At 62.0% G+C, this 23,462-nt stretch carries 19 protein-coding genes and 1 tRNA gene; 10 read left to right on the top strand and 10 right to left on the bottom strand.

Annotated features, from left to right (window positions below; translation table 11 throughout):
• Positions 1-64: 64 nt before the first annotated feature.
• The 3 genes from dapB to ACZ5WW_RS07065 are packed head-to-tail and all read right to left on the bottom strand — an operon-like array spanning position 65 to position 4,172.
• Entirely contained in the window at positions 65-802 is a 738-nt protein-coding gene (gene dapB, locus ACZ5WW_RS07075; RefSeq protein WP_377170628.1) for a 4-hydroxy-tetrahydrodipicolinate reductase, read from the bottom strand.
• A gap of 29 nt (positions 803-831) precedes the next feature.
• A complete protein-coding gene (locus tag ACZ5WW_RS07070) occupies positions 832-3,663 on the bottom strand; it encodes a PD-(D/E)XK nuclease family protein (RefSeq protein WP_377170630.1) in 2,832 nt (943 codons plus the stop codon).
• Positions 3,660-4,172, bottom strand: a complete 513-nt coding sequence (locus tag ACZ5WW_RS07065) for a gluconokinase (protein ID WP_377170632.1) — start codon at positions 4,170-4,172, stop codon at positions 3,660-3,662. The genes ACZ5WW_RS07070 and ACZ5WW_RS07065 overlap by 4 nt, the downstream gene beginning before the upstream one ends.
• 66 nt (positions 4,173-4,238) lie before the next feature.
• Between ACZ5WW_RS07065 and ACZ5WW_RS07060 the strand changes: the two genes are divergently transcribed.
• From ACZ5WW_RS07060 to ptsP, 5 genes are all read left to right on the top strand, one after another.
• Positions 4,239-4,904 (top strand): 3-keto-disaccharide hydrolase, encoded by a 666-nt coding sequence (locus ACZ5WW_RS07060; protein ID WP_377170634.1) that lies wholly within the window; start codon positions 4,239-4,241, stop codon positions 4,902-4,904.
• Positions 4,904-6,565 carry an esterase/lipase family protein gene (locus tag ACZ5WW_RS07055; RefSeq protein ID WP_377170636.1) on the top strand — a complete coding sequence of 554 codons (1,662 nt, stop codon included), beginning with the start codon at positions 4,904-4,906 and terminating at the stop codon, positions 6,563-6,565. The genes ACZ5WW_RS07060 and ACZ5WW_RS07055 overlap by 1 nt, the downstream gene beginning before the upstream one ends.
• Before the next feature lie 113 nt (positions 6,566-6,678).
• Positions 6,679-7,761, top strand: a complete 1,083-nt coding sequence (locus ACZ5WW_RS07050; protein WP_377170638.1) for a sialidase — start codon at positions 6,679-6,681, stop codon at positions 7,759-7,761.
• 121 nt (positions 7,762-7,882) lie between these two features.
• Positions 7,883-8,731: a tetratricopeptide repeat protein gene (locus ACZ5WW_RS07045; protein WP_377170640.1), complete on the top strand. Its 849-nt coding sequence runs from the start codon at positions 7,883-7,885 to the stop codon at positions 8,729-8,731.
• Between the two features lie 52 nt (positions 8,732-8,783).
• Positions 8,784-10,544: a phosphoenolpyruvate--protein phosphotransferase gene (gene ptsP, locus ACZ5WW_RS07040; RefSeq protein WP_377170642.1), complete on the top strand. Its 1,761-nt coding sequence runs from the start codon at positions 8,784-8,786 to the stop codon at positions 10,542-10,544.
• Positions 10,545-10,566: 22 nt separating this feature from the next.
• Here ptsP and ACZ5WW_RS07035 read toward each other — a convergent pair whose 3' ends face one another.
• The gene (locus tag ACZ5WW_RS07035) at positions 10,567-11,310 is read right to left on the bottom strand and encodes a hypothetical protein (RefSeq protein ID WP_377170644.1); all 744 of its coding nucleotides are present in this window, start codon (positions 11,308-11,310) and stop codon (positions 10,567-10,569) included.
• Between the two features lie 337 nt (positions 11,311-11,647).
• Here ACZ5WW_RS07035 and ACZ5WW_RS07030 point away from each other — a divergent pair.
• Positions 11,648-11,721: transfer RNA gene (locus tag ACZ5WW_RS07030), tRNA-Gln, on the top strand.
• Positions 11,722-11,814: 93 nt separating this feature from the next.
• Here the strand turns inward: ACZ5WW_RS07030 and ACZ5WW_RS07025 are convergent.
• Both ACZ5WW_RS07025 and ACZ5WW_RS07020 read right to left on the bottom strand, forming a co-directional pair.
• A complete protein-coding gene (locus tag ACZ5WW_RS07025; RefSeq protein WP_377170646.1) occupies positions 11,815-13,569 on the bottom strand; it encodes an MbnP family protein in 1,755 nt (584 codons plus the stop codon).
• Between the two features lie 259 nt (positions 13,570-13,828).
• Positions 13,829-14,632: a hypothetical protein gene (locus ACZ5WW_RS07020; RefSeq protein WP_377170648.1), complete on the bottom strand. Its 804-nt coding sequence runs from the start codon at positions 14,630-14,632 to the stop codon at positions 13,829-13,831.
• A gap of 225 nt (positions 14,633-14,857) precedes the next feature.
• On the opposite strand from ACZ5WW_RS07020, the gene ACZ5WW_RS07015 reads away from it, so the two are divergent.
• On the top strand, positions 14,858-15,793 hold the full coding sequence (locus tag ACZ5WW_RS07015) for a peptidylprolyl isomerase (RefSeq protein ID WP_464694223.1): 936 nt from the start codon (positions 14,858-14,860) through the stop codon (positions 15,791-15,793).
• Here ACZ5WW_RS07015 and ACZ5WW_RS07010 read toward each other — a convergent pair.
• A complete protein-coding gene (locus tag ACZ5WW_RS07010; RefSeq protein ID WP_377170652.1) occupies positions 15,754-18,465 on the bottom strand; it encodes a cation-translocating P-type ATPase in 2,712 nt (903 codons plus the stop codon). The two genes, ACZ5WW_RS07015 and ACZ5WW_RS07010, sit on opposite strands and share 40 nt — an antisense overlap.
• Before the next feature lie 116 nt (positions 18,466-18,581).
• Between ACZ5WW_RS07010 and ACZ5WW_RS07005 the strand changes: the two genes are divergently transcribed.
• The 3 genes from ACZ5WW_RS07005 to ACZ5WW_RS06995 all read left to right on the top strand — a co-directional run bounded on the left by ACZ5WW_RS07005 (position 18,582) and on the right by ACZ5WW_RS06995 (position 20,833).
• Positions 18,582-19,409 (top strand): NAD(P)-dependent oxidoreductase, encoded by an 828-nt coding sequence (locus ACZ5WW_RS07005; protein ID WP_377170654.1) that lies wholly within the window; start codon positions 18,582-18,584, stop codon positions 19,407-19,409.
• 86 nt (positions 19,410-19,495) lie between these two features.
• Positions 19,496-20,431, top strand: coding sequence for a sodium:calcium antiporter (locus tag ACZ5WW_RS07000; protein ID WP_377170656.1), 936 nt, complete (start codon positions 19,496-19,498; stop codon positions 20,429-20,431).
• A 141-nt stretch (positions 20,432-20,572) separates the two neighbouring features.
• Positions 20,573-20,833 carry a hypothetical protein gene (locus ACZ5WW_RS06995; RefSeq protein WP_377170658.1) on the top strand — a complete coding sequence of 87 codons (261 nt, stop codon included), beginning with the start codon at positions 20,573-20,575 and terminating at the stop codon, positions 20,831-20,833.
• A gap of 21 nt (positions 20,834-20,854) precedes the next feature.
• Here ACZ5WW_RS06995 and ACZ5WW_RS06990 read toward each other — a convergent pair whose 3' ends face one another.
• From ACZ5WW_RS06990 to ACZ5WW_RS06980, 3 genes are all read right to left on the bottom strand, one after another.
• Positions 20,855-21,121, bottom strand: a complete 267-nt coding sequence (locus ACZ5WW_RS06990) for a hypothetical protein (protein ID WP_377170660.1) — start codon at positions 21,119-21,121, stop codon at positions 20,855-20,857.
• A 95-nt stretch (positions 21,122-21,216) separates the two neighbouring features.
• Positions 21,217-22,614: a N,N-dimethylformamidase beta subunit family domain-containing protein gene (locus tag ACZ5WW_RS06985; RefSeq protein ID WP_377170662.1), complete on the bottom strand. Its 1,398-nt coding sequence runs from the start codon at positions 22,612-22,614 to the stop codon at positions 21,217-21,219.
• 40 nt (positions 22,615-22,654) lie between these two features.
• On the bottom strand, positions 22,655-23,329 hold the full coding sequence (locus tag ACZ5WW_RS06980; protein ID WP_377170664.1) for a sigma-70 family RNA polymerase sigma factor: 675 nt from the start codon (positions 23,327-23,329) through the stop codon (positions 22,655-22,657).
• Positions 23,330-23,462: the final 133 nt, after the last annotated feature.

The following is a 23,462-nucleotide window of genomic DNA, read 5'->3' as shown; positions in this document are numbered from 1 at the left end:
ACGTCACCGGGCGAAAGGGAAGAGTTGAGGGGCGTTTGCAGCGACCGCCTACCACCGCAAACTCTTACTTCAGTCCCAGCACATCCTGCATGTCATACAGCCCCGCAGGTTTCCCCGCCAGCCATTGGGCGGCACGGACAGAGCCCGTGGCAAAGGTGTCACGGCTGCTGGCTTTGTGAGTGAGTTCCACGCGCTCGCCCACATTGGCAAAGATTACCGTGTGATCGCCCACGACATCGCCGCCGCGGATCGCATGCACACCGATCTCCTTCGGCGTGCGCGCTCCCACATCGCCAAAGCGGCCATGCTTGCAGTCCTTGTCATACTCCAGGCCACGCACATCCGCCAGGATCTCCACCAGCGTGCGTGCCGTGCCGCTCGGGGAATCCTTCTTCATGCGGTGATGCATCTCCACGACTTCGAGATCGAAGTCCGGGCCGAGCAGTTCCGTGGCTTTGCGCGTCAGCCAGAACAGGGTGTTCACGCCGACGCTGTAATTCGAGGCGAACACGATCGGCAGGGCCTTGGACGCTTCGCGAATGTGGGCCAGTTCCTCGTTGGTGTGTCCGGTGGTGCCGATCACGAGGCTCTTCCCCTGCTTGAGGCATTCGCCCAGCAGTTCATCGCAGAAAGTGTGGGAAGAAAAATCGATCACGATGTCCGCTTTCGCGAGCGCCGGGGACAAGGCGTCGCCCACGTCAACGGTGGATGCGACAGTGACGTTTTGAGCCTCGGCGGCACGGATGATGGCCTGGCCCATGCGGCCTTTGCTGCCGGTGATGAGGAGTTTGATGTCAGACATGATGAGCCGGGTTGATAAACGGGGCACCGTCATTTTGCAAGAGGCGGCTGAACGCTGTGCAGCGGGTCGTTCAGCAGGATTTCGTCAAAGCTGGCGTTGGGAGAGCGGTCTGCTGGCGGCCAGAACTGGCCGCTGCGGATGCGCCGCACCGCCTCGGCGGCACACTGATTCGCAGCCTCGATCATTTCTGCGTCAAACCCCTCCCACGGCAGAATGGCCGTGTCCTGAATGCTCTTGGGCAGGGCAAAGTAGGCCACGCTGCTGATGGGCTGTCCTCGCTGCTGCATCGCGGCCGCGTACAGCGGCAGTTGCAGATCCAGCCACATCCCACGTCTCCCCTCAGGCAGGTCAAAGCACTTCCACTCCTCCGCCTCGGTCAGCTTCGTGCGGGCCGTGATCACCTTGACATGTGCCTCCTGCGGCGTGCGCGGTTTGTCGGAGCTTTTGAAATCGACAATGCGCAGCCTGCCGTCCACATGGCGCTCGATCCGGTCAATCCGGCCCCTCAGGCGGGCCTCCGCAATCACAAAGGGAGATTCCTCCGCCTCGTCTCCGATCTGCAGCTCCGCCTCCACGCACTGCCAGCCTTCCTGCCGGTTCCTGGCCTCGATCTCCGCCGCCTTCTTCAGGCGTTGCAAAATGCTTTCCATCTGCAGGGTGATCAGCGGTGCAGGCCTTTGTCCGTAAATCTTCCGCACCTCGTCGCGCGCGGCTGTTTCCAGGCAGTCGGCTATTTGCGCGGGATGGGTGCAGTCACGCATCCCTGCTTCCGTGCTGAGGCGGTGAAACGCGTGATGAATCAGGTTGCCAAACTCGGCGGCATCCAGCTCCCGTTTGTTGGTCTCAACCGCTCTCATGCCTTTCGTGCAGCTCAGGTAGTAGCGGAACGGACAGCTCAGGTACTCGCGCAGGCGGGAGGGGGAGATGGTCTCCAGCGGCTTCGCGCTCCAGTCCGGCTGCAGCTTCCAGGCCAGCGTGCGTGGTGGCTCGGCTGCGGCCTCCTGATCTTCATCCTTGGGGAAGAGATGGGCCACACGCTCCGGCAGCGCCCGGTCTTCGCACAGAAACAGCAGCCGCGACGGGCGCAGGGCGTCGCCGTTTTCGCTCCACTGGCCGCAGAGCAGCTGCAGGCACCCTCGGTTGCCCCGGCGCTGTTGCACCAGCGCAGTCAGGATGAACGCATCACGCGCAAAGCGGGTTTCCTGACAAGGGAGCCCAAGCATCCTGCGCAGGCTGTCCGGCAGGAACGGATGACTGATGAAGATGCCCGGCACATGTTCTTCATTCAGACCGGTCACGATCAGGTTCGGCGCTCTCTCCCAGAGCAGCTCCAGCCAGCCCTGCAGCACCAGGTCAATGTCTCCGCGGGGCTCGGACAGGCGGCTTTGGGCCAGGCATTCCAGCGAAAGCCCAAACATGTCCTCAGCCTCCGGCTTCAGGCCAAATCGCCGCGCCTCTTGTTCGAGTTCTTCCGTGATGCGCAGCCACTCCGTGGCCAGCTCCGTCCGTTCTCGGTCACCTGGCGCTTCGGGATTGAATGGGAGATCTCCCAGCAGTTTTAAGATCAGGCCTCGTGCCGCCTTGGCCGGGGACACACCTCGCAGGGAATCAAGCAGTGCCAGCGTGTTTTGGATGGCTGGCTTCAGGGCGGGCCGGTTTTCGAGCGGCAGTTCCATCGCATGCGCCAGAGTCACGGGCAGGTGCTCGCTGGCAAAGTCATCAGCCTCTCGCAGCAGCTGGTTCGTGTTCGCGTTGTCGGGGATCACCGCCTTGCGAAATTCTTCAACGCGCAGCAGTGAGGCAAAGGCTCGCCACGCACCCGTGCCCAGCAGCACGCGGAAGCAGTCAAGCACGTGCCACATGCCCTCTCGCTGCACCGGAATGCCGCCGGGCTCAAAGCTGCGCGCACCTTCCAGCGTGAGTTTTTCCAGCAGCAGGCTGCCCACTTCCGCATCGCAGACCCCCAGCGCGGTCCGGCCCGTGGGCACCAGCTCGCGCATGAGGTTCAGCGTCTGCGCCGCCTGCACGGCCGGATCTCGCGCCACATGGATCTGGTTGTCAATCACGGGCAGAATGCAGCCGGCCTCTTCACCCCAATGCTCCGGCAGCGGCCGCCCGCAGGCATCAAAACTGTGCGCCATCGCCTCCGGCGCCTGAATGGCGATGATGGCCTGAACGCCCCGCTTGGCGCAGCCGGCGATCCACGCATCCAGCAATGGCGGCAGGTCCGGCGAGGCCAGCACAACAACACGCCTCACCCCCTCCGGCACTACGGGGTCATGGGCATGGCGGCGCTTGAGCATCTGCGCATCCGCCACCCCCGCCTGCGCCAGCTCTTCAAAGTACACCTGCTCGATCTTTGCCAGATCCTGCCAGCGCGCGGCGTCTCTCTGCGCCGCAGGATGCTCAGCCGTGGCGGCAAAGGTCAGGCCCCCCGTGCCCAGCAGCATTTTGAGCTCTGCCATCATGCGTGCAGTCTCCGCCTGCCAGCCCCATCCTGAAGACGTCGGTGCCTTGGGAAAAAGTGCCGTGAGTGAATCAGCCGGGACTCGCTCAAGCGCGCGCTGCCACGCCATCTGCGACTGCACCGCTGTCGCTGCTTCAAATCGGCGCGTTTGTGGCAGCAGCGCCTGCTCCGGCAGCCACAGATGCGGCACCACGGCCGCTGTCCCTGCCTGGTTCGCTGCTTGTGCCAGCGCCTCCCGCAGCCGGCGTCCGGCTTCACCGTTCGGCACCAGCAGCAGCGTGCTGCTGAGATCCAGCGCACGCGCCTTGTCCCAGTCGCGGCACAGCAGTGCCACGGCCTGATCCAGCACCGGGGCCTCCCAGCCCCAGAACAGCCGCCGGACCTCCGCACTCATGAGTGTTCCAGCTTCTTGAGGATTTCGTTCACAATCTCCTCGGGCGTCTGATCGATCGAAACACGGATGATGTCAGGCGTCGGGTCCAGCGTGGCCAGCTGGCTGTCCAGCAGCGTGGGCGGCATGAAATGCCCTTTGCGACCCGCCAGCCGGGTGGCGATCAGTTCCTTCGTGCCGTCCAGCAGCACAAAGCGCAGCGTCTCCGGGTGGTCATGCGCGCGCAGCTTGTCTCGATACACAGGCTTCAGCGCCGAGCAGGCCTGCACGTAAACCGGCGTCAGGTGGCGCATGTCCTCGATGCGTTGCCTCAGCGTCGCATACCAGGGCCAGCGGTCCTCGTCATTGAGCGGCGTGCCCGCAGACATCTTCGCCTTGTTGGCGGCCGGGTGAAAGTCGTCGCCATCCTCAAAGACGCCTTCGAGCCTGGCTGCCAGCAGGCTGCCGACGACGGACTTGCCGCTGCCGGAGACGCCCATGATGATGATGGTTTTTAGATCGGGGGGAAGCATGATGGAAGGTGTTTTTTGTGACGCTTGACCGTGGCGCATGCCACGCTGAGGGTGCGGGCCGAACCCATGAAATATCTGACCCTGACTGCTCTTCTGGTGCTCGGCACCGCATTTGCCTCCGCTGAGGACAAGCCTGCCGCACCGAAGCCGCAGGCTGCCAAAGAGTTCGTTCTCTTCAACGGCAAATCCCTCGACGACTGGGAAGCAGTCGACGTCGGTGGCAGCGGTGAGGTGGAACTGGAGGGCGGCCTCATGATTATCAATCAGGGGGAAAACGTGAGCGGTGCCATTTACAAGAAAGCCGCGGCTCTGCCAACGACCAACTACGAGATCACACTCGAGGCCAAGCGCATGCAGGGCGTCGATTTTTTCGTCGGTCTCACTTTCCCCGTCGGGGATCTCAAGCACTGCGCCACCCTCATCTGCGGCGGCTGGGGCGGCAGTGTCACCGGCATCTCCTGTATCGACGGCATGGACGCCTCCGACAACAACACCTCCACCTACCAGCGCTACAAGGATGACGAGTGGTATGCCATCAAGCTGCGCGTCACCCCGAAAAACCTCAGCGTCTGGCTCGGCGACAAGCAGATCATCGACGAAGACATCGAAGGCAAAAAAATCAGCATTCGTCCCGGCCCCATCGAAAGCTACCTCCCGCTCTCGCTGACGACCTTCAACACCATGGCCGCAATCCGCAACGTCAGGCTCACACCCATCGCTGAGAAAAAGTGATGGCGTCCGGCAGTGTTCTCCGCTCTCTCGCGCTCGCCACCTGCGGCTTGCTGGCTTCCTGCCACTCGCAGCTCCGTGTGGAAACGCCGCGCACGGAAACCGCCCTGTCCGCGCGTGAAAAACGCCGCCTGGCCTCATCGCTGGATCGTTTGGTCGCCGGCTGGGATGGCATGCATCACGGGTCTTCCTCCAAGCGCCGCCAGGCACAGGACCAGTATGATCAGGCCCTCGCCAGTTTTTTGCGTGAGTGGGACGGTCATCAGAGCCCGCGCTACTGGCAGAGCGGCACCGTTTTCACCTCCGCAGCCCAGTCCTTCCAGGTCGACTTTGACCCCAGGGCCAATGCTCGCCGCGAAGTCCCGCCCGCGCACATGGATCAGATCATCCTTGCTTCACGGAAGAAAACCCATGCTGACGACACCCTCGCCGAGCGCGCTGGCGTAGGGGTGCCGGTTGTCGGCCACGTGCTCCGCACCCTCGATGCCCGCAAGGAGCATCCCTTCATGCCGCCAAACGGCGGGAACCTCACCCTCACCGCCGTCATGGAGGTGGAGGATGACGATGCCGACCCCGTCACTCCTCGCCGCTGCCGGCTGCATTTGCACAATGCCCTCAATGTCGAGACCGTGAAAATCCGCCAGGATGAGCGCCTGCTGGCTGCAAACTTCACCGCCGCCAAAGACCGTGCGCTCTCCAAGAAAACCATGCGCCTGTTTTCATGGCTCGGCCTGCTCTATCCCGAGCGCACCCTCGGGGACTGCCAGCTTTACCGCATGGACTCGTATGATCCGCAGCGCATCCCTGTGGTCTTCGTGCATGGCCTCATGTCAGACCCCCACATCTGGCTGAACACCGTCAACGCCATCAGTTCAGATCCCGAGCTGCGGAAGAAATATCAGCCCTGGTACTTCCTCTACCCCACCGGCATGAGCGTGCCGCAGACCTCCGAGCGCCTCCGCGCCTCACTGCGGCAGGCCTGCGAATACTACGACCCAGATCACAATGATCCGGGCATGAACCGCATGATCCTCGTCGGCCACAGCATGGGCGGGCTCCTCAGCCGCATGCAGGCCATCGATCCCAAGGACAGGCTCTGGAACTCCATCTTCACCAAGCCCCCGGAAAAGCTCAATGTCTCCGCCTCGGACCGCGAGCGCCTCGTCAGCAATCTCAAGTTCAAGCCTCAGCCGGAGGTGAAGCGCCTGGTGTTTATCACCACGCCGCAGCGCGGCAGCAACATCGCTGGCATGGGCATCGTGCGCCGCCTCGCCTCGTTCATCCGCCTCCCCGTGGACACCCTGCTTTTGTCCCAGCAATTGATGAACGGCAACACGGACGCTCTCTCGCCTCAGATTCGTGACTGGGGCTTCTTTGCCTTTCTCAGCATCGGCACGCTCTACAATGAGCACCCTTTCTATGACGGGCTCAATTCCGTGCCCATTCCGGTGCCTTATCATTCCATCATAGGACGCATCGGGCACAAACCTCTGGCCGAAAGCACCGATGGCGCGGTCCCTTACTGGAGTTCTCACCTCGAAGGCGCAAAGTCGGAAAAAATCGTCCCCTGCTGGCATGGCTGCGTGGAGCGCCCTGAGGTCGTGAAGGAAGTCACCCGAATTTTGCACGAGCATCTGCAAGAAAGCGGGCTCAGCAGGCCCTGAGGCCCCGGCCGCCAGCGGGATGGGCCTCGCACATTTTTTGGGCCGGTCATCACATTCCAGTCGGCATGCCCGCATGGAACCACCTCCGAATCACGTTCATGTCATTCCAACCCATGAAATTTTTGCTCCTTTCCGGCCTTCTGGCCGCTGCCACTCTGGCCCATGCCAATGAGCTGCCGTTCACCCAGGTTCCCTCTGAGTTCTCAGGCCGCCTCCATCCGGGAAAATCCCCCCTCGTTTTCAAAGATGGCAGCCAGGTAAAACAGGCGGCAGACTGGCCCCGGCGGCGTGCCGAGATCCTCGCAGACTGGCATGCCATCATGGGCGCATGGCCTGCAGTCATCGAGCATCCAAAGATCGAAGTCCTCGAGACCGCCCAGAGGGAAGGGGGCGTCACCCAGAGAAAAGTGCGCGTCGAAATCGCGCCCGGCCAGACCGGCGATGGCTACCTGCTGCTCCCCGCCAGGGCAGGAAAGCAGCCGGCCGTCTTCGTGCCCTACTACGATCCCGAAACCAGCGCCGGCCTCAGCACCAAGCCGCTCCGCGACTTCGCCTGGCAGCTGGCACGCCGTGGCTTCGTCACCCTCTCGATCGGCTCCCCCGGCGGCGACGCACGCAAGCCCGTGCTCAGTGAGGCTGCCAAGTGCCAGCCGCTTTCCTACCTCGGTTACATCAGCGCCAACATGTATCAGGCACTCGCCTCACTGCCGGAGGTCGATGCCGCCCGCATCGGCATCGTCGGCCACTCCTACGGCGGCAAGTGGTCCCTTTTCGGCTCCTGCCTCTGGGAAAAATATGCCTGCGCCGTCTGGAGCGACCCCGGCATCGTCTTCGATGAAACACGCCAGAGCATCAATTATCAGGAGCCCTGGTACCTCGGCCTGGACCCCGCCGTCACCCGCAAGCCCGGTCTGGTCAGCGCCGAAAGCCCCCGCACCGGCGCCTACAAAACCCTCATCGAGAAAGGGCACGACCTCCAGGAGCTGCATGCCTTGATGGCTCCGCGTCCCTTCCTTGTCTCCGGGGGGGCTGAAGACCCGCCCAAGCGCTGGCTCGCGCTCAATCACGCCATTGCGGTCAATCAGCTCCTCGGCGCCACCAGCCGTGTGGCCATGACCAACCGTGAAAAGCACGACCCCAATGAGGAGTCCAACGAGCAAATCTACCGCTTTTTCGAATACTGGCTCAAACCCTGAGCCATCATGTCCCAGGCTGATCCCCAGAGTTTTGTGATTTGGGGCAAACGCGGCACTTGACGGGGGGGCGCTGTGTCCACGAAGGTACACACTCTCCACCTGGACCATTTTTGTCGCGATCATGCCCGAAAACTCTTTTTCAGCTGCCACTGCCGATTCTGTCATCCAAGCCGCTTACGAGGCGGTGGAGGTTCAGCGTGAAGCAGTGAAAGAATTCCCCGGCAAGGCCCCCGGCCTGGTCCGTGCACTCCAGGCCTTGGGAGATGCCCAGCGCGACGCCGGGGACAACGCCGCCGCAGAGTCCTCCTACCGTGAGGCCCTGGAGGCCGGGAAAGATCTGGAACTGCCCGCAGATGTGATGGCCAATGTGCGCACCAGCCTCGCCACACTCCTCGATTTCACCGGCCGCGAGGCCGAATCCCTCTCCTACTATGAAGAGGCCATCAGCAATCACGAAGCCCTCGGCGGGGACAACCTCGAAGTCGCGGCCCAGCTTCGCAACAATCTGGCCATGACCTACAAGTGCATGGACAAATTTGCCCTCGCAGAGCAGCACTACCTCCGGGCGCTGGAGACTTTGGAAAACAAGCGCGGCCGCTCCTCGGAGTCCGTGGCCTGTGTGTTCAACAACCTGGGCAGCCTCTACTATGCCGCCGGCTTTCCAGACCAGGCAAAGGAAATGTTCGAGGACGGGCTTCAGATCCGCATCGAGGTCCTCGGGGAAAACCACCGGGACGTGGCCCAGTCTCTCTGCAATCTCGCCACCGCCTGCCATGAACTGAGGGACAATTCAGCCGCTCAGCAGCATTTTGAAAAAAGCCTGGGCATTTTGGAGCAGCAGCTGCCTTACGAGGCACGCAGCTACGAGACGATCGGCACTGACTACATCGCCATGCTAGAGATCATAGGCGAAGATGCCAAGGCAGATGCCTTGAAGCGGCGCATGGAAAAGCTCCTGTCCGCAGTTTGATGCACCGTGGCGTTTGCCAAACGCATAGTCCGCATGAAAGATGGGGCTAGAAATGATTTCGCCCGCACCTCTGCAAGAAAAGACCTGGACCGGCACCGCTGTGTCCGATGGGGTGGCTCATGCAGTGGTCCATGTGCTTAAGGATCACTTCGATGAGCCGGACGAAGACAGCATCGAGCCCGGCACCGAGGCCCAGCAAATGGAGCGCCTCCACGCCGCCCTCGCCGTCACTTCCAAGGAGATCGAGGAACTCCAGCGCGTCATGGCCGGAGAGCACGGCAGCGCCGAGAGCGAAATCTTCGAGACCCATCTGCTCATCCTCCAGGATTCCACGATTCTAAAGCAGACCGAAAAAATCGTGCGCGAGCAGCAGGTCTGCGTGGACTGGGCCTACTACAAGCTCATGTGCAAGCACATGGACGCCCTCCGCGGGCTTTCAGACACCTACCTCCGGGAGCGCTTTCTCGACGTGAAAGACGTCACTCAGCGTGTCATGCGCCACCTCCGCGGAGAGCTGCTTGACCACCCCATGTTTGACGAGCCCGTGATCGTCGTCGCGCATGACCTCACCCCCTCGGACACCGTCCAGCTGGACCGCAGCAAAGTGCTCGGCTTCGCCTTGGAGACCGGCAGCGCCGTCTCCCACGCCGCCATCATCGCCCGCTCGCTGGCGCTGCCGGCGGTGGTGCGGCTCCATGGCATCTGCGACGATCTTCACAGCGGCGACACCGTCCTGCTCGATGGTGAAGGCGGCTTGCTCATTCAAAACCCGAACGCTGAAACCCTCGCCCGCTATCGCCTGCGGGAGGAGCAGGCTGAACGGCGGGAGGATGTCTTCCAAGTCGAGCGCCACAAGCCGTCCCTCACACGCTGCGGCACCGCCATCTGCGTCGGCGCCAATGCCGAGTTCATTGAGGAAATGAAGATCGTGGAGGACAGCGGGGCCGAGGAGGTCGGGCTTTTCCGCACGGAATTCCTCCACCTGGAAAATCCAGACGCCACTGAAGACCAGCTCGCCGCCGCTTACAGCAAGGTGGTGAAGTCCCAGGCTCCCAAGCGTGTGGTCTTCCGCACCTTGGATCTCGGCGGGGACAAGGTCGATGAGCGTCTTGCGGTCGAGCCCGAGCCCAACCCCTTTCTGGGCTGGCGCGGCATCCGCCTTTCACTCGGCAGGCAGGATCTCTTCAAACGTCAGTTGCGCGCCCTCCTGCGTGCGGCCGTGCATGGCCGCGTCGGCATCATGTTCCCCATGGTCTCCGGAGTTCAGGAAGTCCTGGAGGCCAAGGCCGTGCTCAACGACTGCGCCGATGAACTCACCGCTGAAGGCGTGGACGTGCCGGATGAGATCGAGATCGGCGCCATGATCGAGATTCCCAGCGCCGCCCTCTCCGCCGACTTGATCGCCGCAGAAGTGGACTTCCTCAGCCTGGGCACCAATGACCTCATTCAGTACACCATTGCCGTGGACCGGCTCAATGACCGTGTCGCCAAGCTCTACCAGCCCACCCATCCGGCTGTGCTGCGGCTCATTGCCATGTCGGTCAAGGCGGCCCGCACCGCGGGGATCCGTGTTGGCATGTGCGGTGAAATGGCGTCCGATTTGACCCTCACTCCCTTGATGATCGGTCTCGGGCTCAATGAGCTCAGCGTGGCCACCACTCAGATCGCGCGCCTGAAACACGCCGTCCGTCGTCTCAACGTGCAGGAATGCGAAGCCCTGGCTAACGCTGTCCTCACATGCACCAGCCCGGCCGAGATACGATCTCTCAGCCGGGCTGTCGCGGATCGGAACTACCCCGAGTTGTTCGAGTAGCCCTTGGTTCGGTAAGGGAGGTTCAGGCTGCCATCTTGGCCTTGCCCTTGCGCACCGGCTTGGCCGTTTTCGGGGCCATCGTCGGGCGGAAAGCGTCTCCAAAGAGGTACTGGCGCGCACTGTCCACCTGGCCCACGACCCGGCGGTGCCATTTGGTGTATTCCTTGCCCAGGCGTTCCTCGGCATCTTCCAGCTGAAGCGCGCTGTCCAGGCTCAGGTGCTCGTTGCTCAGTTCTGCCTGGAAGGTGATTTCCGGAATGTGCAGTTCCACGGCTTCAAACATGTCCATCACCCGCGCTGCATAGCTCGTGTCCCAGACCTTGTCGTCCTCGTCATAGCAGCTCGTCACCAGGTGGGCTATCAGGTATTCCGCATTGTCAGAGAAGACCTCGGCCGCATCAATGACCGAGTCAAAGCTCTCGCGGTCCACCGTCACTGGCAGCACCACAGACAGGGCCACACCCGCGGCCTGGAGGATCTGATCCATTTCGCAGCCTTGATAAAATTTGTTGAAGAACTCACCCAGGCCGGTACTCACATCCAGAATCGTCAGCGGCGAGGCATCCACATGCGCCAGGAACGACCGTGGCGTCAGTGAGCTGGCATCGAGTGCCGTCACATCTGCCGCACACACCGCTTCATCTTCGGTCAGAGTGAGCAGCTGATGAGACACTCCATACTGCTGAAGGTAGCGGTGAAAGCAGAGCGCCAAAGTGCTCTTACCAGTGCCAGGATAGTCGTTTTGGATGAGGATGAGCTTCTTCATAATGGTTTGTTAAATTACATGATAATTATGCAATTTATAAAATATATTGCAAGGATAAATATTTCATATGGCCATAATTTTAATAAAATAGGGCTATCATTAGATCTTGGAATTGAGCCCCACAAGGAGGCGGAAAGGCTTTGCCGCACGTTTGAAACCCGCCTCTCTGACCCAGCCTTTTTCCTGCGGCATGCCCCATCAGGCCGGTTTTTGCAGGCGCGGTCACCGCTTCGCCTCGGTGCGATTGGGCAAAAGGGATGAAAACCGGTCCAATTCAGCTCCAAGCCGCCCTTGCGTAGCGGAAAGGAGGCTCTAATATCATCGCCGCAACACCTCCTACCCCGTGGTGTAATGGTAACACAGGAGATTTTGATTCTCTCGTTCAAGGTTCGAGTCCTTGCGGGGTAACCACTTTGGGCGGCACAGCCCCAAACCGCATCAGTGCTCTACGCCTTCGGCGTCATCCACACGGTTCACCGGCGTCCCCGCGCGCTGTATGGCATTTCACCTGGCAGCGGTCTTGGCTGCGCCGTTGGCAAAGGTCTCATCCGTCAGCGTTTTGAGAAATGCCACCAGGTCGGCCTTCTCCTGCGTCGTCAGCTGGAGGCCGTTCTCCGGGTGTTTCGCGAGGTTCGGGTCCAGCGTTGCGGTGAGCTTCACACCGCTGCTGTAGTGTTCCACCACCTCCTCCAGCGTGGCAAACCGGCCGTCATGCATGTACGGCGCTGTGCGGGCCACATTGCGCAGGCTGGGTGTTTTGAATTTGCCCCGGTCGGCGGCCTGCTTCGTCACACCCATCCGGCCGTGGTCATCCTCCGCCAGTTCCAGGCCGTTGTTGGCAAACGGCTGGCTGGCAAACAGCGTCCCCCCATGACAGTGAAAACAGTCGGCCCCGCGTAGCCCGCGGCTAGGATCAAACTCCGTCACAAAGAGCCTCAGCCCCCGCTTCTCGCTCTCCGTCAGTTCCGCCACCTTGCGCACCGCACGGTCAAAGCGCGACTCCTGCGAGACCAGCGTCAGTAGAAACTGCTCCAGCGCTTTCGCCAGGCGCTCGCTCGTGATGTCCGCGCTGCCAAACGCTCCGGCAAAGGCCTGCCTGTACCCGGCGTCCGCCTGCAGCTTGCCGATCACGCTTGGCAGCGTCTCGTTCATTTCATGCGCATCCTGGATCGGCATCAGCACCTGTTCTCGCAGGGTGGCGGCGCGGCCGTCCCAGAAAAAAGCCGGCTGCCAGGCCAGGTTAAACAGCGGCATCGCATTGCGCGTGCCTTGCTGCTGCTGCGCCCCGGGGCTGAAGCGTCGTGCATCCGCAAACGCATGCCCCTGCTCATGGCATGACGCGCACGATTGGGTGCCGTTGACCGACAGCCTCGTTTCATGAAACAGCCGCCGGCCCAGTGCCACGCCTTCCTCCGTCAGCGGGTTGTCTGCAGGCAGCTGTACCTGGGGAAAGCGCTGCGTCATCGCCGGTGTCAGGGCGTGCGTGCCAGAGGGCAGGGGGGCGGGCTGCGTCGCAAATGCCGGGGTCTGGTAAACGTCATAGTCCAGGCTCCGCACTCGGAATGCCTGCTCGACGTTGGCTTTCAGCTTCATCGCCAGCGCATCGCCCGGGCGTGAGTGGGTCGACGAGCCGTCTTTGGCAAAATCGACGCCCGCCAGCATCTTTGCCGCATCGAGCTCCAGCTTCAGGGTCAGCGGACGCCCGCCGTGAAACACCACCGGCAGTTCCACCTTCATCAGCTGCGGGGCATTGGCGAGGTGATATGAAAAACCGCTCTCCTTGCCCTCCTTCAAAAAACGCCCTTCGAGAGCCATGAAAATGTAGCCTCCTTGCCAGCCCCAGTGCAGCCCGTTGACCTGGGGATTCAGCGCATGATCCGCCGCATATCGATTCGGATCAGACTGGTTGGTCGCCTCATCCAGCCCGATGCGGAAGCTTATCGCCTTGTACTCCCCCGCCGGCAGACCCTTGATCTTCGCCTTGAGTCGCCCACCGGCCACACTGAGGTAGGAAAACCAGTCCTTGGACTCCAGCCAGGTGCCGTCCTTTTTTTGCAGAGCCACCCCTGAGAGCAGGCAGTCCAGTCTCGTGATCCGGGCCGCATCCATCTCTCTCAGGGGTTCATCCAGCCGCAGCGCCCGACTTTGGGCCACAGGCTCAATCTCTAGCTGCAGGTCCTGCCCTGAGGCCGGTGGCAGGCCCGTCCAGGCAAGCAAACACACCGCCAGCCATGCCCAAGACCCTCGCGGCTTTTCCATAGCCTGGACGCTTGATGAAATGCGGCACATAAATGACAAACCTTGGGTCCCTCTGGGTACAGATCCCGCGCTGGCACTGGATTCACAAGTCAGGTGTTTGTAAATGGGCGCGCACCATGGAGGCATGGCTGAGCCTCGCACGACAAGCCGGCCTGTGTGTGTCTTGAGGCCGGCGACATTCCGTCTCCTTCAGCCCAGAGGCGCCACCAGTTCTCCCAGGCCTCAGGCAGGCATGGAGCAGGACCTCAATACACCACCCTTAGCCGATCCGGCGCCTGCGCAGCGTCCACGCGATGCCGCAGCTCGCGATCAGCAAGGCTCCGCCAGGTTCGGGAACAGGTGTGAAACCACCGATCACAAGTCCGTCCTGCCAGTTGTTCACATCGGCTTCAGGATAGAGGGTGTTGACCGTAAAATAGTAGTGCTGTGCGGTATAGGTGTCGAAGAAACCCAGCGAATCTTTGGAGGACACGTCACTCAGAATGCTTTGGAAAATGGACGAGCGTGCGTCCCCCACTGGAGTGCCCAGGCCGGCGTAGTAATCCAGGTAATCTGCCATGCTCGTGAAGTCGTACTTTGTCGGCTTGCCTTCGGTCTGGCCCAGGAAATCCAGCACGGCATACATCGCGTTGTAAAAGGTGTCGTTGTTGCCGAAATTGTTGTAGTCACCGCTTTGCTCAAGGAAGCGTCCCGAGGCACCGGCAAGCGTGTTCCACGGCAGGAAGGTGTCGAGCACATACTCCATCACCGCGACCTGCTTCGTCACGATGGGGGCATAGAAAAACGGGTCGGACTGGTAGATGCTGTTCCGCTCGGTGTTTTGCACCGTCCAGCCATCATGCAGCGAGTAAGTCTCCGCCGTGATCGTCTGGTTGCTCAGGGCAGGGGTGCCGGGCTCAATGCACAACCACCAGTAGAGCTGGCCACCGATGTCATATTGGCCAATCGAGTCGCCGTTGTTGTTCAGTCCGGTCACGCTGATAGTGGCAGCCCCGGCAGTGACGGTGCAGGCCGCAAAGATCAGTGTTACAAAGATCAGTGTTACTAGGCGTCGAAACATCATGGCTGTCTAAAATTTATAACAATGCCCCGGTAAATCTAGGTTTAATTTGTGAATTTTATAAAATACAAAAACTTCTGATGCTGTCAATCAGGCGCACACCATCGTCTTGCCATCAATCCGGACTGTTCTAGCCTCTGAATGATCATGTCAGGTTCACATCCGGGCTTTCCTTGGAGGCTGGTCGTCGCGCTTCTCTCAGCCTGTGGCCTTCTGCTTCTGCTCCCCATGCCTGAGCAGGGTGGGGGAGTGGCTGCTGAAGTGCTGGGCCAGTCGATCACGCGCCATGAACTGGAGGAGGCGCTGCGCGAACATCTGTGGAGACACAACGCAGTCTGGAGCTCGCTCAGTGCCGAGGAGCGGCACCAGACTCGCAGGCGGGTGTTGGAGAATTTGATCGACTCCCGCATCGTCGGTGCCTCTCGCGGCAGCAGCGGCGGGACTGTGGCTGTGGGCGCAGCGTCGAAGCTTGAGTCGGAAAGACTCCGGCGTCAGTTCGCTGATCCGGCAGAATTTCCAGCGCGCCTGGCTGCGCAACACCTCACACCCAAGGCCATGGACGCGCAGATTTTCGTTGCGCACTTGGATGAGGCGTGGATAGCCGGGCAAAGTCAGCGCTACATCAAACCGGTCACTTCGGAGGAGGTGCGTGCCTGGTATGATGAGTTCAGCCACACCCTGCTCATTCCGCAGGCCTGCCACGCCGCGCACATTTTCCTCAGCCGGCATGAAAAGACGAAGCCGGATCGTGGCGCAGAAATGCAGGACATTCGGCGCCAGCTCCTGGCAAAAAAGAAGACCTTCGCTCAGCTTGCCCGGGAATATTCGGAGGACGAGCGCAGCAAGCTCCTGGGTGGGGATCTCGGCTGGTTCACTCAGGAGCGCATGCCGGCGGACTTCATGGCCGCGTTGCAAAAGCTGCCTCTGGGCCAGGTCAGCGAGCCGGTGCAGACGAAGCTGGGCTGGCATCTCATCATCCTGATGGACCGCCACCCTCCTCGCCTGCCAGCCTTGGCCGAAGTGCAGGGGGAAATCGCCGCCTTCCTCACCAGCAGACGCCGTGCAGAGGCGGTTAATCGTCTCATTGCCGAACTGCGGCGCCACCTGCCACAGCCCGTGTCTTATCACGCCGAAGTCATTGATCGTGCTGAACCGGCGCCTTGAATGCGGCGGCGCACCAGCCATTTCCTGATTTCTTCGATCCACAGCACACTGCTGCCGATGACGCCCAGGATGGCCACATCCGCCAGCGGGATCGGCACCGTGTGGAAAATCCGGTTCATCGGGGCGGTGTAGATGACCAGCAGATGCAGCGCATTGCCAAGGATCAGACCTCCCGCGAGCCATCGGTTCCGCAGCACATCTAGGCTCAGGGCGGATTGTGTCGCACTTCGGCAGTTCAAAACATTGAACCACTGGGTCACGGCGATCAGGGTGAACGTCTCTGTCTGCACCAGCGCAAACGGAGCACCGCTGGCCTGCCGCCACAGGAAGAAACCGAAGACTGCCGCCACCGAGGTGCTCACCATGAGCAGCAGCCTCTCCAGCATGGGCCGGGTGAAGAGCGGCTCGTTCACCGGCGTGGGGCGCCGGCGCATTTCATCCCCCTCCAGCCCTTCTAGGATCAGGTTCACCGTCACCATCCCTTCGGTCACGATGTTGATCCAAAGGATCTGCACGGCCGCCAGAGGCAGCGGGTAGCCGCACAGCAGCGCCAGCAGCAGCACGCTCACTTCGTCGATGGAGGTCGCAAACAGGAACAGCACCACCTTCTTGAGGTTCTGATACACCAGCCTTCCCTCCTCGATCGCCTTCACGATCGTGGCGAAGTTGTCATCCGTGATCACGATCTTGGCGGCCCCTTTGGCCACTTCCGTGCCGGTGATGCCCATCGCCACTCCGACGTCGGCGGCGGCCAGTGCCGGTGCATCATTGACTCCATCTCCCGTCATGGCGACGACCTGGCCCTTTGCCTGGAAGGCTTTGACGATCCGCAGTTTCTGCTCCGGCTGCACCCTCGCAAACACAGAGATGCGCTCCAGGCTCGCGCTCAGCTCCTCTTCGGGCATCGCCTTGAGTTCCGCGCTGTCCACCGCGATGTCGCCCGGCTTGGCGATGCCCAGTTCGGTCGCAATCGCGAGCCCCGTGGCCTTGTGATCACCGGTCACCATCACCGGCCGGATGCCCGCCGCCACGCACTCCGCCACGGCCGTCTTGACCTCCTCGCGCGGTGGATCCATCTGTCCCAGCAGTCCTAGAAAGCGCAGCCTGCCGCGCCACGGCTCAAAACCTGCCTCCTCATCCAGCGGCGCGTCATTCACTTCGGCCACGGCCAGCACACGCAGAGCCCGTGCTGCCAGCTTTTCAGACGTCTCATGCACCCCGGCAGCATCCAGCGTCGCACCATCGCATAGGGCGAGCAGCTTCTCGGGAGCCCCCTTGAACAGCACGCGGCACTTCCCTCCATGGCCATGCTGGGTGGCCATCATCTTCAGGCTGGAGTCGAAAGGGATCTCCGCCCGGCGCGGCCACTCGCGGCGCAGTGTCTCAGGCTCCACGCAGCCTTTCAGCGCCACCGTGAGCAGTGCCGCCTCGGTGGGGTCTCCCAGCGGGCGCCAGTGGGCCTCTTCGGCCTCCGGCGGCACGAGATTCGCGTCGTTGCAAAGCACGATGGCCTCCAGCAATGCCCTCAGCGAGGCATCATCCTGGGCGGTGAGCTCCCGCCCCTCGGCCAGCAGTTTGCCCTCGGGGGAGTAGCCCGCGCCTGTGACCTCCACCTGCAGCCCGCTGGGCAGCAGCAGCCTTGTCACAGTCATTTCATTCTTGGTGAGCGTGCCCGTCTTGTCGCTGCAGATGATGCTGGTGGCCCCAAGCGTCTCCACCGCGGCAAGACGCCGCACGATGGCTCCCCGCCTCGCCATCCGCTGCATGCCCACCGCGAGCGCGATGGTCATCGCCACCGGCAGCCCCTCCGGCACCACTGAAACCATCTGGCTGATGGCCACCATGAAAATGCTCACAAAGGGAATCTCACGCAGCAGTCCAAATCCGATGATCAGCACAAAAAGCGCCATCGAAGCTCCCACCAGCCAGTTCCCAAAGTGTCTCAGCCTTGTCTCCAGCGGTGTCTTGGGCTCCTCCGCCGTTGCCGTCAGGCTCGCTATTTTGCCCACCTCGGTCTGCAGTCCGGTCGCCACCACCACCGCCCGCCCGCGGCCTGCGGTGAGGTGCGTGCCTGAGTAGATCATGTTTCTTCGGTCGCCCAGCCCCGCCTCCGCATCCACCGCTTCGATGTTCTTCAGCACCGGCAGCGACTCCCCCGTGAGCGCAGCCTCGGTGGCCTCCAGGGCCGCGGCTTCCAGCAGCCTCGCATCCGCCCCCACCTGGTCTCCTGCGCTGAGCAGCAGGATGTCTCCCGCCACCAGTTCGCGCGCTTCGATGATCGCCTCCCTGCCATCCCTGACGACGCGTACCTTCACCGCCGAAAGCCTGCGCAGCGCCGTCATCGAGTGTTCCGCACGGCCTTCCTGCACTGCGCCGATGAGCGCATTGATCAGCACCACCACCAGGATCACCGCCGCGTCGCTGGCATGCCCCATCGCCAGCGAGATCATCGCCGCCACAAACAGCAGGTAGATCAGCGGGCTCGCGAACTGTGCGGCAAACACCCGCCACAGCGCCTTCGGCTTTTCTTCAGGAAGTTCATTCGGGCCGCTCTGCCTCAGGCGCTCGGCCGCCGCCTCGCTGCTCAGTCCGGCCACGGCGTCGCTCTTCAGCTCCGCCAGAATCATTCCTGGTTCTGTCGCGTGCCAGACGGGCGATGGAAATGCCTGCATGCCTCACCATAATTCAGGATCACCTCCGCTGCCATGTGCAATGCTCCCCCCTTGTTGCCATGGCCTGCGGCAGACCTCGGCGTTGCACGCCTTCAAATGCACGCTAAGGGCGTGGCATGAAACCCAACGTTGGCATTCTCGGTCTCGGCATCATCGGCAGTCGTGTGGCGGAAAACCTCCGCAAAGCCGGGCACGAGGTCTTTGTCTGGAGCCGCAGCGCCCGTCCCGTGCCCAACTTCCTCGCATCCCCTCGCGAAGTCGCCGGTGCCGCCTCCATCATCCAGATCTTCGTTCGGGACAGCGCCGCCCTGCTCGACGCCCTTGAAGACATGAAGCCCGCCCTCAAGGCCGGCCACCTTGTCATGAATCACGCCACCGTCAGCAAAAAGGCCACGCTCCAGGCTGCGCAGATCGTCGAAGACACCGGCGCTGCCTTTCTGGATGCTCCCTTCACAGGCAGCAAAATGGCGGCTCAGAACGGCAAGCTTTGCTACTACATCGGCGGCAGCGATCTTCTGCTTGAGCGTGCCCGCCCTGTGCTTGAGGCCAGCGCCGCCAAAATCCTGCCCCTCGGCGGCGTCGGTGAGGCCATGGTGCTCAAAATCGTGACCAATCTTGTCTCCGCAGTCATCGTCGAGGCCGTGGCCGAGGCGGCGGACATCACCAAGGCCAATGGCATCCCCCTCGAGCGCCTGCACCAGGCCCTGGAGTCAAACGCCAACTATTCCACGCTCATCGGCATGAAGCTGCCCGCCATCATCAAAGGCGACTTCGAGCCTCACTTCGCACTTCGCAACATGCTCAAGGACGCCGACTTCGCCCGCGAGCTCGCCGCTCAGGCCGGACTCACGACCCCCGCGCTCGAATGCACCGCTGCGGCGATGCGCGCCGGCGTGGATGCCGGAAAGGGAGATCTCGACTTCAGCGTCATCGGGCAGCGCTGAGATTGTCCATTCCAAAATCATGCGGCGATCGCACTTGCCGTCGCACACGTCTTTGACGAGGAGTGAGCCACTGTCCCCCGTCTCATATGACTGAATCCGTATGCTATCTCATCGCAGGTGTCGTGCTCGCATGGTTTGGAGGTGAGCTCTTTGTCAGAGGCGGGGTCGGGCTGGCTGCCTGGGCTCGCTGGCCTGCTGCTGTCATAGGCGTCACGGTGGCGGCCTTTGGCACATCCTCGCCGGAGCTGATGGTGGCGGTTCACTCCGCTATGGATGGCGTGCCGCAGATCTCCCTGGGAGATGTGCTTGGCAGCAATGTGGTCAATGTCTCCCTCGTGCTCGCCCTAGTGCTGGCATTCTCCGGCATGAAGGCGGAGGACGGCGGCGTCTGGCGGGACTGGTTCGTCGCATTGCTGGCCCCCGGCCTGGTCTATGCACTGCTCATGGATGGCTGGTTCTCGAGGCAGGATGCCGTCATCATGATGGCCTGCTTCTTCACCTGGCTGTTCGTGGTCATCCGTCATGCCCGTGCTCATGCGGCCGCCAGCGCGGCGCCGGTGGAAAAAGTCTCGGTTTCAAAGATGCTCGGCTTCAGCCTGGTTGGGCTGCTCGTGCTCATTGGGGCGGCGCAGTTTGTGGTTCATGGGGGCAAAGGCGTGGCCGCCGCCCTCGGCTGGAGCCCCTTCGTCGTTGGTGCCGTCGTTGTGGCCGTGGCCACCAGCACGCCAGAGCTCGCCACCACACTCATTGCGCGCATGCGCGGCCATCATGACGTCGGTCTCGGGAACATCCTCGGCAGCAACATCTTCAATGTCCTCTTCATCGCCTCTGTCGCGGCATTGATCCATCCTTACGCAGTCAGGCTGCCCGAGATCATGCCCTGCCTGCTCTTTGGCGCTGTGACCACGCTCCTCATCATCCCCGGCCTTGATGGCAGCATCCCCCGCTGGCGCGGTATCGTCCTCCTCGCTCTTTATGCCGCCTACATGGTGCTCACCCTGAATCAGGGCGCCGCTCACTGAGCCAAAAAAACGCGCGTGCCGCCTCACACGGCCCCTCTTGCCGCACCGCATCGTAATGGATTCCATTAGCAGCGGCTTCGGGAGACTCCGCATAGACGCCCGTCTCTCTTGCGTCCTTGGTGCTGTTTCACAGCTCCGGCCATGAACAAGCACGCCACCAACTTGGAATGCTCACTCGAGTGCCCCTGGAGAGATGGCTGCAGGTGCCTGCGGTTGATGGTCAAGCAGAGCGTGGTGCTGGGTGGCCACCTGGGTGCGGCTCAGATGTCAGGAGTCCGCGCCATCTACTATCCTCAGGAGCCGCCTCCCTGTGTCCATCTGGATGGCAGTCTGCACTGGGACACTCTGGCAGACGATCCCGAGCCTCTGCTGCTCTGGGGAGATGATGGCCCGGTGCTCTGAAAAAAGAGAACCTCAAAAGCCTCAGCGCTTCCTGGCAGTCTCCTTGTCACAGCATATTTCAAAGGCCTTGAGCACACCCAGCCCGAGCAGCACCGGCGGCAGCAGGCGCGTCACGAGGTTGCCGGCCACGCTCGCCAGCAGGCGCGGCGGCAGCAGGTTGAGCACCAGCCCCGTGCCCAGCGCAGCGGCGGCTGCTTTCGTGGGCTCACGTCTCACATACTCCTCCACCCGCCTCAGCGTTTGATGAAGCGAAAGCTCGGCTGCGTGCGGTGTCGTCTCTGAGTTCATGGCTTTTCAGATGTTAATCCATCTCATGGCATCAGCTTCACGCATCTTGCGCGATGCTGGGCACAGGATACGCTTTCACCATCGCGCCCGCCATCTTATTTTGACAGCCGCTCCAGCACATTCTGCGTGATGCGCGTCACCGCCGCATCTCCGCCTTGCAGCCCATGGGCCCAGTCGGTCGTCGCAGCGGTAAAGACCGTGCCGCCACGTGTGTACACACCCAGGCAGGCCGCCCCCGTGCGCCCTTTTTCCCACTGCTCATACCACTCCGCGTCATCCGGGTGCCAGCGCACCGGGCACGTCGCCAGGACTTCAAAAGTCTTCGGCGTGCCATCCTTGCACGTCGGGAAGGGGAGGCCGTCCTTCCAGTTCAGCTCGCAGCCATCGCACTCATACCCCACGATGGTGTCCTTGCCGCCAAACTTGTCTCCCTTCTTCAGGCCCGTGCCTGCCAGCGCCCAGTGCTCCGGCCTGTGCACCTCATACTCTGCTGGCTCGGTCATGAACTGCCCATGGCTCTTCCGATACCCGCCCCACAGAAAACCCACCCCCGTCAGCTCATTCTCCGGCCGCTTCAGCAGGTGGTGGCTCCATGCCGTGCTCAGCGTTTTAAAGTCACGCGTCGCAAAGACAGGGTCCAGGTGGTAGTTCTGCTTGCAGCAGGTAAAGGCGCGCCCTTCGTCCTCGGCGCGGATCTGCCAGCAGCACGTGTTCCCGCTGAAAAAGGCCACATTCCCTCCTTTGCCGATCCACGCCTCCAGATGGTCACGCATCGGCGTGCTCCAGTACTCGTCATGCCCCACGCTCAGCACCAGCTTGTAGCTTGCCAGCATCTCCGGGCGAAACTCCAGGTCGTCATTCGCCGCAAACTCCAGCTCATGGCCGTTCTTCTCCGCCCACTGCACAAAGGGCAGCTCCCACCGGCTGAACTGCGAAGGGCCGGGCCGCTCAAAGCTCACCCGGTGTCCCTGGTTGTTCGAGAGGCTGCTGTACGCATACACCGAAAAGCCGCCCCAGTTGTTGTACGCGTTGTACGTGTTCGTGCAGAGCTGCATCAGGATTTTCGAGGTCGCCCCCGGCTTCGCCTGCCGCACGATGAACCACGCGCTGCTCTCCGCCGTGCGCTTCCCCCGCTGCGTCCATTTCCCTCCCGCATCCACGGCACGGAATACCACCTCATAATAGCCGCTCTTCCACGCCCCCGTGCTCGGCACGCGCACACTCTCCGGCCAGCGGCAGCCGTTCGCGGAGGCATCTTCCGGCACCGGATACGCCGCTCCCGGCACATCCGACTTCTTCCACACCACCTCCCGCTTGGCCCCCAGTCGCGCCACCTCGATCTCATACTTCGCCGCCGTCGTGCTCACATGGATGCCGATCTCCTCGCCCTGCGCGATGCTGCGCGCTCCCGCGTAGCCTTCAATGTACAGTGAGACCGGCTCAGCGGCTTGCAGGGACGTGACAGCTAGAAATAGGGCGATGATGCGGCGCATGAGACCGCTACGGCAGCCACCCCCGCAGGCTTTCAGACGCTCACTCCTCCGCCTCAGCCAGCTTCGCCGCCTCACGCTTCAAAATGCGTCCCACGCGATGCTTCGCCAGGTACACCTGCGCCGCGTTCACTCCCAGCTCCTTCTTCACACGCTCAGGGCTCCAGCCCTTCAGCACGTAACACGAAAAAATCTGGAACTGACGCGGAGACACCAGCGCACGCACCCGGCGCAGCGCGATGTCCATCACCTTGTCCTGCCATTCCTTCTCCCACAGTTTTTCCAGCGCCACCCCGTTCGGGTCCGCACAGCGGTCGATCGGTGCCGTGCGCCGCTCGTCCGTTTCATCCGCGTACAGGTTCGCCTCGCGGCTCTGCTGCTTCTTCCGGCGGCGGAACTGGTCCAGAATGCGCCACCGTGCCTGGTTGAGCAGGAAAGATTTGAAGGAGCCCAGGCTCGTGTCGAATTTCTTCTTCTGCAGGTTCTTCGCCACGCCGATGAAAGTCTCCTGCACCACATCACTCGCCTCGTCATCACTCAGGCCGGTTTTGCGGGCCACGTGAAAGACAAAACCCGAATAGGTCCGGTAAAATTCGTCCCAGCTCGCCCAGTCATCCCAGTTGTCCAGTTTCTCAATCAGCGTCTTCCGCGTCGGGGGAGAGCCAGACGTCTCCTTGAGGAGTTCTTCAGTTTCAGCGACTTTCGGGAGGTCGGACATGCGGGTGTCCACAGTAACGGTGCCTTGGGTGGTGGCAACGACGTTTTGTCATCCCGGCGATAGATCGACCTTTAGAGGCCCGTATTGATGTCCCCCCCAACCACCCTCCCCGGCCCAACCACCCCATAGCCGG

Source organism: Prosthecobacter fluviatilis, assembly GCF_055388355.1.
This window is presented reverse-complemented; position numbering and strand designations above follow the sequence as displayed.

What these genes read in the sequence shown, in the direction of transcription:
- dapB (WP_377170628.1), bottom strand. Translation starts at nt 802, where the DNA reads ATGTCTGACATCAAACTCCTCATCACCGGCAGCAAAGGCCGCATGGGC.
- ACZ5WW_RS07070 (WP_377170630.1), bottom strand. Translation starts at nt 3,663, where the DNA reads ATGAGTGCGGAGGTCCGGCGGCTGTTCTGGGGCTGGGAGGCCCCGGTG.
- ACZ5WW_RS07065 (WP_377170632.1), bottom strand. Translation starts at nt 4,172, where the DNA reads ATGCTTCCCCCCGATCTAAAAACCATCATCATCATGGGCGTCTCCGGC.
- ACZ5WW_RS07060 (WP_377170634.1), top strand. Translation starts at nt 4,239, where the DNA reads ATGAAATATCTGACCCTGACTGCTCTTCTGGTGCTCGGCACCGCATTT.
- ACZ5WW_RS07055 (WP_377170636.1), top strand. Translation starts at nt 4,904, where the DNA reads ATGGCGTCCGGCAGTGTTCTCCGCTCTCTCGCGCTCGCCACCTGCGGC.
- ACZ5WW_RS07050 (WP_377170638.1), top strand. Translation starts at nt 6,679, where the DNA reads ATGAAATTTTTGCTCCTTTCCGGCCTTCTGGCCGCTGCCACTCTGGCC.
- ACZ5WW_RS07045 (WP_377170640.1), top strand. Translation starts at nt 7,883, where the DNA reads ATGCCCGAAAACTCTTTTTCAGCTGCCACTGCCGATTCTGTCATCCAA.
- ptsP (WP_377170642.1), top strand. Translation starts at nt 8,784, where the DNA reads ATGATTTCGCCCGCACCTCTGCAAGAAAAGACCTGGACCGGCACCGCT.
- ACZ5WW_RS07035 (WP_377170644.1), bottom strand. Translation starts at nt 11,310, where the DNA reads ATGAAGAAGCTCATCCTCATCCAAAACGACTATCCTGGCACTGGTAAG.
- ACZ5WW_RS07025 (WP_377170646.1), bottom strand. Translation starts at nt 13,569, where the DNA reads ATGGAAAAGCCGCGAGGGTCTTGGGCATGGCTGGCGGTGTGTTTGCTT.
- ACZ5WW_RS07020 (WP_377170648.1), bottom strand. Translation starts at nt 14,632, where the DNA reads ATGATGTTTCGACGCCTAGTAACACTGATCTTTGTAACACTGATCTTT.
- ACZ5WW_RS07015 (WP_464694223.1), top strand. Translation starts at nt 14,858, where the DNA reads ATGCCTGAGCAGGGTGGGGGAGTGGCTGCTGAAGTGCTGGGCCAGTCG.
- ACZ5WW_RS07010 (WP_377170652.1), bottom strand. Translation starts at nt 18,465, where the DNA reads ATGCAGGCATTTCCATCGCCCGTCTGGCACGCGACAGAACCAGGAATG.
- ACZ5WW_RS07005 (WP_377170654.1), top strand. Translation starts at nt 18,582, where the DNA reads ATGAAACCCAACGTTGGCATTCTCGGTCTCGGCATCATCGGCAGTCGT.
- ACZ5WW_RS07000 (WP_377170656.1), top strand. Translation starts at nt 19,496, where the DNA reads ATGACTGAATCCGTATGCTATCTCATCGCAGGTGTCGTGCTCGCATGG.
- ACZ5WW_RS06995 (WP_377170658.1), top strand. Translation starts at nt 20,573, where the DNA reads ATGAACAAGCACGCCACCAACTTGGAATGCTCACTCGAGTGCCCCTGG.
- ACZ5WW_RS06990 (WP_377170660.1), bottom strand. Translation starts at nt 21,121, where the DNA reads ATGAACTCAGAGACGACACCGCACGCAGCCGAGCTTTCGCTTCATCAA.
- ACZ5WW_RS06985 (WP_377170662.1), bottom strand. Translation starts at nt 22,614, where the DNA reads ATGCGCCGCATCATCGCCCTATTTCTAGCTGTCACGTCCCTGCAAGCC.
- ACZ5WW_RS06980 (WP_377170664.1), bottom strand. Translation starts at nt 23,329, where the DNA reads ATGTCCGACCTCCCGAAAGTCGCTGAAACTGAAGAACTCCTCAAGGAG.